Below are 12,763 nucleotides of genomic sequence, written 5' to 3'. Positions count from 1 at the left end.
GGGCGTTCAGGATGTCGACGTTGGTTGCGGGCGGCGCCCGCCTTGGGCAGTCCGCCCGCCGCGAGAATGCTTACATGGCGTATGCCGAGCCCGTTGAGGACCGTCCGTCCGCGTCCGGATCAGCCCCGACCGATTACCGATCCGCCCTCCCCGACCTTCGCACCTCGCTCCAGCCCCGCATCCTCTACGCCACCCCCGAGATGGCGGATTTCGTGAAGACGGGCGGCCTCGGCGAGGTCGCGGGCGCCCTCCCCCGGGCCCTGCGCCGCCACTTCGACGTGCGGGTGCTGATCCCGGGCTACCGCCAGGTCGTCGGCGCCTACCCGGACATCCCGGTGGTGGCGCGCCTCGAGGCGCAGGCGGGGGTGCCGGCCTGCGACCTCGGCCTCGTCGAGACCGGCGACGGCCTGCGCATCTACGTCCTGCTCAGCCCCGAGCTCTATGAGCGCGACGGCACCCCCTACGGCAACGCCGACGGGGATTTCGGCGACAACGACCTGCGCTTCGCCCGCCTCAGCCTCGCGGCCGCCGAGATCGCCCTCGGGGCCGACCCGGCCTGGGCCGCCGACCTCCTGCACCTCAACGACTGGCAGGCCGCCCTGGCGCCGGCCTACCTCGCCTGGCGCGGCCTGCGCGTGCCGAGCGTGCTGACGATCCACAACCTCGCCTACCAGGGCCTGTTCCCGCGCGACAACCTCGCCCGGCTCGGCGTGCCCGACCACGCCTTCCAGATGAACGGCGTCGAGTTCTACGGGCAGCTCTCCTTCCTGAAGGCCGGCCTCTACTACGCCTCGCACGTCACCACGGTGAGCGAGACCTACGCCCGCGAGATCATGACGCCGGAATCCGGCTGCGGTCTCGACGGGCTGATCCGCACCCGCGCCCAGCAGGGGCGCCTTGCCGGCATCATCAACGGCATCGACGAGAGCTGGGACCCGCGCACCGACCCGCACCTCGTCACCCGGTTCGAGCCCGACGACTGGAAGGGCAAGCGCGCCAATGCCGAGGCGGTGCGGCGGCAATTCGGCCTCGCGGTCTCGCGTGGGCCCCTCTTCGCCATCGTCTCCCGCCTCGTCCACCAGAAGGGCATCGACCTCTCGATCCAGGCCGCCGAGAGCATCGTGCAGGAGGGTGGCCAGCTCGTCGTCATCGGCCAGGGCGAGAGCCGCTTCGAGGACGCGCTGCGGGGCCTCGCCCGCAAGCACCCCGACGCGGTCGGGGTCCATGTGGGCTTCCAGGAGACCGACGCGCGCCGGATGTTCGCCGGCAGCGACTTCCTGCTGATGCCCTCGCGCTTCGAGCCCTGCGGGCTGGCGCAGATGTATGCCCAGCGCTTCGGCTCCCTGCCGATCGTGCGCCGCACCGGCGGGCTCGCCGACACGGTGGAGGATGGGGTGACGGGCTTCACCTTCTCGGAGGGGTCGCCGAAGGGCTTCGGCAGCGCGATCCGGCGGGCCTTCGACACCTTCGGGCAGAAGAAGCGCTTCAACGCCATGCGCCGCACCGCGATGGCGCGCAGCTTCGGCTGGGACGGCGCGGCGACGCACTACGCCGCCCTCTACGCCCGCGCCTTCGGCAACAACGCGGCCGTGCGCTGGCGCGCGGCCTGAGGCCTGTCACGCCGGACGGCGCGGCGCGCCAAGCCTGAACACAAACATATCTTCGACTTCCCAACGGGGATGCTCGGGGCCCGGCAGCCTTAATGCACTATCATCGAATCTCTCTGTAGATTTCCCCTGAATTCAGGGGACGTGCAGCATGGGCTCATTGGTCAAGACCTTCTCGACGCTCTGCGTCGTCAGCCTCGTCTCCGGCGCCGCCCTGGCGCTCGCCATCGAGCGCTACGGCAGCGCCGTCACCGGCATGGTCGCGGCCCACGAGGCGCGCCTCGACTCGATCCTCCTGGCCGACGAGATCCGGCAGGGCTCCGACGACCTGACCCGCCTCGGCCGCACCTACGTGGTGACCGGCGACCCGAGCTGGAAGCGGCAGTACCAGGACGTCCTCGACATCCGCGGCGGCCACAAGCCGCGCCCGACCGATTACCAGCGGATCTACTGGGACTTCGTGGGGGCCGGCCAGGCGAAGCCGCGCCCGGACGGCGAGACCGCCTCGATCGCGGCCCTGATGGACCGGCTCGGCTTCGCCCAAGCCGAGAAGGACAAGCTCGCGGAATCCGTCCGGAACTCCGATGGCCTGGTCAAGCTCGAGGTCGAGGCCATGAACCTCGTGGAGGGCAAGGACGCCGGCGGCCGGCCCCTGGCCGAGCCGAACCCGGATCGGGACCGGCTCCGGGCGGTCGCGCTGCTCCACTCGCCGGCCTATCACGGCTTCAAGGCGCAGATCATGCGCCCCCTCGACGACTTCTACGGGATGCTCAAGAGCCGCACCGACGAGGCCGTGCGGGCGCAGGGCGTCACCGCCCGGTTCTGGTTCGGCGTCGTCCTGGCGGCCCTCCTCGCCACCATCGCGTCGGGCCTCGGCCTCGGCTGGTTCGCCTACCGGGCCCTGGTGCGCGGCTACGCCGCCATCGGCGCCGCGATGGGCGGGATCGCGGCGGGCGACTACGCCACCGCGGTGCCGGGACAGGCCCGGGCCGACGAGGTCGGCGACATGGCGCGGCGCCTCGAGGCGTTCCGGCAGGACCTCGCGCGGGCCCGGGACGACCAGACCACGGAGGCGGAGCGCACGCGCCTGCAGGCGCGCCGGGCCGAGATGGACGCGGTCGCGGCCTCCTTCGAGGCGGCGGTCGGGGGCATCCTGCGGACGGTCACGGCCTCGGCCGGGCAGGTGCGGGAGACGGCCGGGGCGATGACCGGCACGGCGAGCGAGACGGCGAGCCGCTCCAGCGCCGTCGCGGAGGCGGCGCAGGCGGCCTCGGCCCATGTCGGCAGCGTCGCGGTCGCCGCGGAGGAACTGAGCGCCTCGGTGCAGGAGATCGCCCGCCAGGTCGGCGGCTCGGCCACCCTGGCGAAGTCCGTCGCGGCGGAATCGAGCCGGATTGCGGGCCTCGTGGAGGATCTGAGCACGGCGGCGACGCGGGTCGGCGACGTCGTGGCGATGATCAGCGCCATCGCGAGCCAGACCAATCTCCTCGCCCTCAACGCCACCATCGAGGCGGCGCGGGCCGGGGAATCCGGGCGGGGCTTCGCGGTGGTGGCCTCGGAGGTGAAGGCGCTGGCCGGGCAGACCGCCCGCGCCACCGACCAGATCCGCGAGCAGATCGGCGCGATCCAGGGCGCGACGCGGCAGGCCGTGGCGGCGATCGCCGGGATCACGACCCGGATCGAGGAGATCAGCGCGGTCTCGGCCGCGATCGCGGCCGGCGTCGAGGAGCAGGGCGCGGCCACGAGCGAGATCGTCCGCAGCGTCGGCGAGGCGGCGGACGGGACCGGCGCCGTCACCGCCAACATCACCGGAGTGGCCGACATCGCCGACGAATCCGGCAAGGAGGCGACGCGGCTCCTCGACCACGCCACCGCGATGTCGCGCCAGTCCGATGCGCTCGACGCCGAGATCGCGCGCTTCCTCGCGACCATCCGGGCGGCCTGAGGCCGCCCTGGCCCGAGGCCGCCCTGGGCGAGGGTCAGATCTCCAGCACGAAGATCATCGTGCCGAGCGGCGGCAGGGTCAGGTCCAGGGATTGACCCTGCCCGTGGCTCGCCGTCGCCTCCGCGTGGAGGCCGCCCATGTTGCCGACATTCGAGCCGCCGTAGCCCTCGGCGTCCGAGTTGAAGGCCTCGCGGTAGAATCCCGGCGCCGGCACGCCGATGCGGTAGCCCTTGCGGGCGACCGGCGTGAAGTTCGCGACCACGATGGCGATCTGGTTCGGCTCGGCGCCCTTGCGGGCCCAGGCAATGACGCTGTTGTCCTGGTCGTCCGCCACGAGCCACTGGAAGCCCGTATGCTCGGCATCGCGGGCGTAGAGGGCCGGCGTGGTCTGGTAGAGGTGGTTGAGGTCGCGGATCACGTCCTTGACGCCCCGGTGCAGGGGATCGTCGAGGAGGTGCCAGTCCAGGGACTGGTTGTGGTTCCACTCCCGCTCCTGCCCGAACTCGCCGCCCATGAAGAGCAGCTTCTTGCCCGGGTGGCCCCACATGTAGCCGTAATAGGCGCGGAGGTTCGCGAATTTCTGCCAGCGGTCGCCCGGCATCTTGCCGAGCATCGAGCCCTTCCCGTGCACGACCTCGTCGTGGGAGAGCGGCAGGATGAAGTTCTCCGAGAAAGCGTAGAGCAGCCCGAAGGTCAGGTCGTGATGGTGGTAGCGCCGGTGGATCGGCTCCTTGGAGATGAACTGCAGGGTGTCGTGCATCCACCCCATGTTCCACTTGAAGCCGAAGCCGAGGCCGCCCGTGTATGTCGGGTGCGAGACGCCGGGCCAGGAGGTCGATTCCTCCGCCACCGTGATGGTGCCGGGGGCGTGGCTGTAGGTCGCCTCGTTGGTCTTGCGCAGGAAGTGGATGGCGTCGAGATTCTCGTTGCCGCCGTACTGGTTCGGGATCCACTCCCCCGCCCGGCGCGAGTAGTCGAGGTAGAGCATCGACGCGACCGCATCCACGCGCAGGCCGTCGAGGTGGTAGTGCTCGAGCCAGAACCGGGCATTGGCCGCCAGGAAGGTCGCCACCTCGGCGCGGCCGAAATTGTAGATGTAGGTGCCCCAATCCTGGTGGAAGCCCTGGCGCGGGTCGGCGTGCTCGTAGAGGTGGGTGCCGTCGAACTGGCCGAGGCCGTGGGCGTCGAGGGGGAAGTGGCCCGGCACCCAGTCGAGCATCACGCCGATGCCGGCCTCGTGGGCCGCGTTGACGAAGGCGGCGAAATCCTCCGGCGTGCCGAAGCGGCTGGTCGGGGCGAACAGCGAGACGGGCTGGTAGCCCCATGAGCCATCGAACGGGAATTCCGTGATCGGCAGCATCTCGATATGGGTGAAGCCCATCTCCTTGACGTAGGGGATGAGGCGGGCGGCGAGCTCCCGGTAGGTCAGGTAGCGGTTGCCCTCGTCGGGCACCCGCGCCCACGAGCCGAGATGCACCTCGTAGATCGAGATGGCGGAGTGGCGCGGGTCCTTGGCGCCCCGCGTCGACATCCAGGCCTTGTCGTGCCAGGTCGGCTCGCTGGTGCCCTGCAGCACCGAGGCGGTCTCCGGCGGCTTCTGGGCCGCGAAGGCGAGCGGGTCGGCCTTGAGGGGCAGGAGCGACCCGTCGGGGCCGCGGATCTCGAACTTGTAGTGTGCGCCGATCTCGAGGCCGGGCACGAACAGCTCCCAGACGCCCCCGTCCTGCCACAGGCGCATCGGGTGGCGGCGGCCGTCCCAGTCGTTGAAGTCGCCCACGACGCTGACGCGCCGGGCATTCGGGGCCCAGACCGCGAAGCGGAAGCCGTCGATGCCGTCGAGCTTGCCCGCCTGCGCGCCGAGCACGCGGTAGACCACGTTGCTGCCGACCTCGCGCAGGGCGTTGATGTCGTGCTGCTCCAGGGACGAGCCGAAGCCGTAGGGATCGTAGCGGCGCCGGGCCTGGCCGTCCCAGCCCTCGACCTCGATCTCGTAGAGCGGGCGGCCCTCCCCCTCGACCCGGGCGACGTGGAACCCGTCCGGGTGGCGGCGCTCGAACGGGACGCTGCGCCCGCCCGTGATCAGGGCGGCGGACTTCGCCTCCGGCAGGACCGCGCGGACCTCCCAGGTTTTCGGATCGATCTGGTGAGGCCCGAGCACCGCGAAGGGGTCGCCGTGGCTGCCGGCCATCACGGCCGCGATGGCGTCCGGGTGGACGCCCTTCGGCGTCTCCGCCCTCGCGGGCTCCTGCGGCGCCGCCGGTTTCGGGGCGAGCGGCGGGACGTCCGCAGGTCGGGCCGCCCCCGATGCGAGGTCGGCCTTGCCCGCGAACTTCTCGTCAATGCCCGTCATTCAGATGCCTCTCTTGGTCTCGTCCAGAATGTTGAGAACCCCCCGTGCGGGGATTTCGATCCAGTCCGGGCGGTTGTTCGCCTCGTAATCCACCTCGTAGAGCGCCTTCGTCAGGAGGCAGAGCTTGAGCAGGCGGTCGTGCGTCGCCGGGTCGGTGACGGCGGCGCGGCTGTTGCGGGCGGCGACGTCGTAGCCCTCGAGGAAGGCTGCATCGATCATGCCGCGCCAGGCGATCGAGGCGTTGCGGGCGCGCTCCTCGGAATCCGAGAAGCGGCTGGCGATCTCGCGGGTGACGGTCTCGGCCCCGTACGCGAAGGAGCGCAGCATCCCGGCGACGTCGCGCAGCGGCGTCGACTTCGCCCGGCGCTCGTCGGCCGGCCGCGAGGGCTCCCCCTCGAAGTCGACGATGACGAGGTCACCCTCGGAGGCGAGCACCTGCCCGAGATGGTAGTCGCCGTGGATGCGCGTCTTCCAGGCGCCCTTCGGCGCCGCGGCGGTCAGGCTCGCGATCAGCGTCTCGACCTCGCCGCGGCGGGCGGTGAGCGCGGCGATCGCGGGCCGGGCGGCGTCGAGGCCGCGCTCGGCCATGCCGGTGAGGCCCCGGAAGGCCCGGTCCGCCTGGTGGCGCGCGTCGCGCCCGAGCACGTCGAGGTCCTCCTGCGTGAAGGGCTCCGCCGCGAAGGCCGGGTCCGGCGTCTCGATCGCGAAGGCGTTGTGCATCTCGGCGGTGCGGCGCCCGAGGAGTTCCGCCCAGCGCAGATGCGCGTTGAAGGCCTCCTCCGGCGAGGGCGCCTCGCTCTCGGGGGCGAGCACCACGGTGTCGAAGTCCCGGCGCAGGCCCTCGAGCATCAGGGTCCAGGCATCGCCCTGGTTGAGGACGAAGCGCTGCAGCACGGCGAGCGCCGTGCGGGTGCCGTCCGGCGCCACGTGCTCCAGGGTGCCGAGCAGCGCCGGGGTGTTGGCGAAATGGGCCTCCTCGGTGAGGAAGCGCCCGACCTCGACCTCGGGATGGGTCCCGGGCTGGAGCCGGCGCAGCAGCTTGAGCATCATCTTCGCCCCGATGGCGATCGAGGTGTTGCTCTGCTCGGCCGAGAGGCGGCGCACGTCGCTCTCCTCGAAGGGCATCTCGGGGTCGAAGGCCGAGGTCGACGAGAACACGAGGGTCCCGGTCTCGCTCGGGATCTCGCGGCCCGCCCGCATGCTCTCCACGAGGCTGATGGCGAAGGCCGGCGAGGCCGCGGCCCCGTAGAGGAGGCCGGTGCGGGGCCCGCGGCGAACCCGGGCGACCGCGTGGCTCAGGAGGCCCTCGTCCTCGCGGCCCTCGTCGACGCCGACCGGGACGAAGTATTCCTGGCGCTCGCCGTTCGAGAGGTTCACGGCCACCCGCGGCAGCAGGAACCTGGCCTCGCCGTGCCCCTCCTTGAGGGCGGCCGAATCGGTGACCTGCACCGACCGGATGCGCGAGCCCTTGGCGCCGAACCAGCGGCGGCTGGCGATGAAGGGCGGCACCACGGTGCGCTCGAAGGCGGTGCGCTCGCGCCCCGCCATCAGGGTCTCGATGCCCCCGGTCAGGACCAGGGTGAACAGTTCGGGCGGCTCGGGCTGGGGCCCGACCGTGCCGGTATTGGCCGCCGAGAGGGTGAACCAGTAGAAACCGTAGGAGGGCAGCGTCAGCAGGTAGGGCAGCTCGCCGATGGGCGGGAACTCGCTTCCGCCGGTGAGCTCGATCGGCACGGCGCTGCGCAGTTCCGACAGGTCGAGCTGCACCGCCTGGGGCGCCCGCGACAGGTTGGCGACGCAGAGCACGCGCTCGCCCGCGAACTCGCGGATCCAGGCCAGCACCTTCCGGTTCGACGGGTACAGGAACTGCATCCCGCCGCGCCCGAGGGCGACGCTGTTGTTGCGGATCGCGATCATGCGCCGCGTCCAGTTGAGCAGGCTCGTCTGCGAGCGCGTCTGCGCCTCGACGTTGATGGCGTCGAAGCCGTAGATCGGGTCCTGGATCGCGGGCAGGAACAGGCGGGCGGGGTCGGAGCGCGAGAAGCCGCCATTGCGGTCGGGGGACCATTGCATCGGGGTGCGCACGCCGTCGCGGTCGCCGAGATAGATGTTGTCGCCCATGCCGATCTCGTCGCCGTAATAGAGCACCGGCGTGCCGGGCATCGACAGGACGAGGGACTTCATCAGCTCGATCTTGCGCCGGTCGTTCTCGAGGAGCGGCGCGAGGCGGCGGCGGATGCCGAGGTTGATCCGGGCCCGGCGCTCGGCGGCGTAGAAGGACCAGAGGTAGTCGCGCTCCTCCGCGGTGACCATCTCGAGGGTCAGCTCGTCGTGGTTGCGCAGGAAGATCGCCCATTGGCAGCCCTCGGGGATCTCCGGGGTCTGGCGCATGATGTCGGTGATCGGGTGCCGGTCCTCCCGGGCGATCGCCATGTACATGCGCGGCATCAGCGGGAAGTGGAATGCCATGTGGCACTCGTCGCCGTCGCCGAAATACTGGGCGGTCTCCTCGGGCCACTGGTTGGCCTCCGCCAGCAGCATCCGGTCCGGGTAGCTCGCGTCGAGGGCCGCCCGGATCGCCTTGATGACGTCGTGGGTCTCGGGGAGGTTCTCGCAGTTCGTGCCGTCTCGCTCGATCAGGTAGGGGATCGCGTCGAGGCGCAGGCCGTCGACGCCCATGTCGAGCCAGTAGCGCATCACCTCGATGACGGCCTCGAGCACCGCCGGGTTGTCGAAGTTGAGGTCGGGCTGGTGGCTGTAGAAGCGGTGCCAGAAGTACTGCTTGGCGACCGGGTCCCAGGTCCAGTTCGAGGATTCGGTGTCGAGGAAGATGATGCGGGTGTCGCCGTAGGGCTTGTCGGAATCCGACCAGACGTAGAAGTCGCGCTCGGGGGAGCCGGCCGGCGCCTCGCGGGCCCGCTGGAACCAGGGATGTTGGTCCGAGGTGTGGTTGATGACGAGCTCGGTGATGACCCGCAGGCCCCGCTCGTGCGCGGCGTCGACGAAGCGCCGGAAGGCGTCCATGTCGCCGTAGGAGGCGTTGATGTCGCGGTAATCCGCGATATCGTAGCCGTCGTCGCGGAGCGGCGAGGGATAGAACGGCATCAGCCAGATCGCCGTGACCCCGAGGTCGCGGACGTAGTCCAGCTTCTGCGTCAGCCCCTCGAAATCCCCGATCCCGTCGTTGTTCGCGTCGAAGAACGACTTGACGTGGATCTGGTAGATGATGGCGTCACGGTACCATTGCGGATCGCTGCGATCGATCATCGCGTCGCTGCCTCATGCGTCGGATCAAGGGCGTTCGTTGCCAGCTCCCGCACGACGTGATCGGTCGGTCGATGAATGCGAACGGTGGGAGGGGTTACGACCCCATCATCTGGGCGAGAGCGCGACGGGACGGCCCGCCGCGGCTGGCTCCTGCTGACACGCAAAGGCCCTACTCCGCAACCCGCCGCGGCACCCGAAGGCGCCAGATGATGCAGGAGCGCTCCGCCGGGTCGAGGGCGATGCGGTGGGACTTGCCCCGCAATTCGAAGGTGTAGCCCTGGAGCAGGTCCTCGACCTCGACCGAGCCGTGGTCGGGCTGTCCGAGGAGCCAGAGCGGCACCTCGTAGGTGCATTCCTGACGGTTCTTCGGATCGAGGTTCACCATCACGAACACGCAATTGTCGCCCTCGGGCGTCAGCTTGGCGTAGGCGATGATGCTGTCGTTGAAGGCGCCCGTGAAGTGGACGTTGCGGAAGTCCCAGAAGGCCGGGTTCTCGCGCCGGATGCGGTTCAGCTTGACGATGTGGTCGCGGATGTTGCCCGGCCGGTCGTGGTCCCAGGCCTTCAGCTCGTACTTCTCGGAGTTGAGGTACTCCTCCTTGCCCGGGTAGGGCGCGGCCTCGCACAGCTCGAAGCCGTTGTAGATGCCGTAGACCGACGAGAGCGTGGCGGCCAGCGTCGCCCGCACGACGAAGCCCGGGCGCCCGCTCGTCTGCAGGTAGTGCGGGTTGATGTCCGGCGTGTTGGCGAAGAAGTTCGGCCGGTAATAGTCGCCCATCGGGCCGGCGAGCTCGAGGGCGTACTCGGTCAACTCCTGCTTGGTGTTGCGCCAGGTGAAGTAGGTGTAGCTCTGCTGGTAGCCCGCCTTGGCGAGCTTCTTCATCATCTTCGGCCGGGTGAACGCCTCGGCCAGGAAGATGACGTCCGGATAGCGTCCGTTCACCTCGGCGATCATCCACTCCCAGAACGGGATCGGCTTGGTGTGCGGGTTGTCGACCCGGAAGATGCGCACGCCGCGCGCGGCCCAGCCCATCACGATGTCGCGAAGCTCGATCCAGAGCGAGGGCAGCGCGCCGCCGTAGAAGTGGACGTTCGAGATGTCCTCGTACTTCTTCGGCGGGTTCTCGGCGAAGCGGAGCGTGCCGTCGGGGCGCCACTCGAACCATTCGGGGTGGGTCTTGATCCAGGGATGGTCGGGGGAGCACTGGATCGCGAAATCGAGGGCGATCTCCATGCCGTAGGCGTGGCTCGCCGCCACCAGGCGCTCGAAATCCGCGAGCGTCCCGAGTTCGGGATGGACGGCCTCGTGGCCGCCCTCCGCCGCGCCCACCGCGTAGACCGAGCCGACGTCGCCGGGTTCCGCCTTGAGGGTGTTGTTCTTGCCCTTGCGGTTGGTGCGCCCGATCGGGTGGATCGGGGTGAAGTAGAGCACGTCGAAGCCGAGCTCGCGGATCTCGGGCAGGCGCGCGATCACGTCGTCGAAGGTGCCGTGGCGGTTCGGGTCCCCCGATTGCGAGCGCGGGAAGATCTCGTACCAAGCCGAGAACCGCGCCGCGAGGCGGTCGGCGATGACCGGGATCTCGACCGGGTAGCGCGAGGCGTTGACCCGCTCGGCGTTGCGGCGGATCAGCGTCGTGGCCGCGGGGTCGAGGATGCGGCGGAGCTGGGCGGTCGAGCCGGTCTCCTCGGCGGCGATGGCCGACACGAGGGCGGCGAGGCGCTCCTTGTCGCGCCCGGTGGCGAGGTCGGCGGCGGCCTGAACCAGCTCGATCCCCTCGATGGTCTCGAGGGTGAGGTCGAGTCCGGCATCGCGCTTCTTCATCGTGTCCCGGACCCAGGACGAGAAGGCGTCGCGCCAGGCCTCGATGGTGAATTCGTAGCGGGCGTTCCTCTCCAGCGGGAAGTGGCCGCTCCAGCGGTCGTTGTCGACGAAGACCATGCGGTCGCGCCGCCACGCGGTCTCGCCGACGACGCGGGAGAGGATCGCCGCGTTGATGATCTCGTGCCCGTCCGAGAAGATGTCGGCCTCGACCTGCAGGCTCTCGCCGACGACGCGCTTCACGGGGGAGCGCCCGCCGTCGATCTCCGGGGTCACGGCCTCGATCACGACGCGGCCCTCGCCGCTCGGCCGGCCGCGGCTCGGCAGGGTCGCGACCTTCGCGGCCTCGGCCGAGAGGATGCGCAATTCGCCCGGCACGAGGTCGATGGCGCAGCCCGCGTGGAAGGCGATCGGCTCCGCCTCCGGGGTGCGGTCGACGAAGGGCCCGAGCTGCCCGCCGGTCCGGGCGATCAGCGCCCCGGCATCGACCGGGGCGTTGCGGGCGGTGGGATTGTGGAGGACCAGCACCGCGTGGCGGGCGGAAGCCGGGTGGCCGGTATCGAAGCGCACGAGGGCGACGGCGTCGGCGTCCGGCGCGGACAGGCGCAGCTGCGCCCCCTCGACATTGGCCGCCGGCAACTCGGCCTTCAGCGCGTTGATCGCCGCCACGAAGCGCGAGATGTCGAGGCCGGTCCCGGTCTCGCGGTCGGCCGGATTCGTCTCGACCACGTGGAGCGCGCGGGTGTAGCCCCACTCGTAGCCGATCGGCATCAGCACGCCCGCCGAGAAGAAGGCCGCCAGGGCGTAGCGGCCGCGCAGGCGCTCGGCCAGGGCGGCCGGGCCCCCCGCCGCGCCGGCGGCGAGCCGGGCCATGTCGTGGTTCTCCGGAAAGGCGATCGAGGGCGCGAGGGTCCGCAGGCGCTCGTATTGCTCGATCGCCCAGCCCGCCCTCAGGTCCCACCAGGCGAAGGAGTTGAACAGGTAGTCGAACCCGGCGCCCGCGGTGGCGCGGGCCTCCGCGAAGGTGCAGCCCAGGGTCTCGGCGGCGAACAGGCAGGCGTGGTCGCGGCCCTTGGCGCCCTGGATCAGCGCGCGCCAGACCTCGGGCGGCACCTTGTAGGCGGCGTCGCACCGGAAGCCCGCGACGCCGAGGCCCTGGAGCCGGGCGACGTAGCCGTCCCAGATCCGGGTCAATTCGGAGCGGGCAGGCTCGGAATGGTAGTCGAGCTCGGCCAGGTCCCCCCAGACCGTGCGCTTCGACGGGTCGTCGGGATCGACCGCGTAGGGGCTCGCGGGCCGGCCGGCCTCGTCCTTGACGAACAGGTCGGGGCGCTCGCTGGCGAGGCGCCCGTCATTGGCCGCGTGGTTGACCACGAGGTCGGTCATCACGCGCAGGCCCTCGGCCGCGGCGGCGGCGCAGAAGCGGCGGATCTGCTCGTCGTCCGGGGTGCCGTCGAGGTCGCGCAGGCGCTCGTCGAGGCTGTCGATGTCGGCCACCGCGTAGAGGCTGCGCGAGCCCCCGGTCTGGTGGAAGGGGTTGAGGTAGACCCAGTCGAAGCCGAGCCCGGCGATGCGCGGCAGCTCGCGGGTCCAGTCCGAGACCCGGCCGACGAGGAGCGGGAACAGGTTGTAGATGCGCGGCCCCTCGGCCCGGGGCGCGAGGCCCGCCGGCAGCGGCACGCCGCCCGCGCCGGTCGCCGTGCGGGTGCCCTGGGCGGTGGTCGGTGCTGTGGTCGGTGCGTTCATGCTGGCCTCGGCTGATTGACGCGATGGTC

Annotated in this window: 5 protein-coding genes; 2 read left to right on the top strand and 3 right to left on the bottom strand. The window is 70.8% G+C overall.

Translation table 11 applies throughout. From position 1 onward, the window contains the following. The first annotated feature begins 74 nt into the window (after positions 1-74). Positions 75-1,610, top strand: coding sequence for a glycogen synthase GlgA (gene glgA / locus F6X51_RS13895; protein WP_150964251.1), 1,536 nt, complete (start codon positions 75-77; stop codon positions 1,608-1,610). A 148-nt stretch (positions 1,611-1,758) separates the two neighbouring features. Continuing rightward, positions 1,759-3,552 (top strand): methyl-accepting chemotaxis protein, encoded by a 1,794-nt coding sequence (locus F6X51_RS13890; RefSeq protein ID WP_150964250.1) that lies wholly within the window; start codon positions 1,759-1,761, stop codon positions 3,550-3,552. A gap of 34 nt (positions 3,553-3,586) precedes the next feature. Here the strand turns inward: F6X51_RS13890 and glgB are convergent, their stop codons facing one another. From glgB to F6X51_RS13875, 3 genes are all read right to left on the bottom strand, one after another. Then, positions 3,587-5,902 carry a 1,4-alpha-glucan branching protein GlgB gene (gene glgB, locus F6X51_RS13885; RefSeq protein ID WP_150964249.1) on the bottom strand — a complete coding sequence of 772 codons (2,316 nt, stop codon included), beginning with the start codon at positions 5,900-5,902 and terminating at the stop codon, positions 3,587-3,589. Then, positions 5,903-9,169: a maltose alpha-D-glucosyltransferase gene (gene treS / locus F6X51_RS13880; protein WP_150964248.1), complete on the bottom strand. Its 3,267-nt coding sequence runs from the start codon at positions 9,167-9,169 to the stop codon at positions 5,903-5,905. It abuts the gene before it with no gap. Positions 9,170-9,338: 169 nt separating this feature from the next. Next, positions 9,339-12,734, bottom strand: coding sequence for a maltotransferase domain-containing protein (locus tag F6X51_RS13875; RefSeq protein ID WP_150964247.1), 3,396 nt, complete (start codon positions 12,732-12,734; stop codon positions 9,339-9,341). Positions 12,735-12,763: the final 29 nt, after the last annotated feature.

Source organism: Methylobacterium planeticum (assembly GCF_008806345.1).
GTDB lineage: Bacteria > Pseudomonadota > Alphaproteobacteria > Rhizobiales > Beijerinckiaceae > Methylobacterium > Methylobacterium planeticum.
This window is presented reverse-complemented; position numbering and strand designations above follow the sequence as displayed.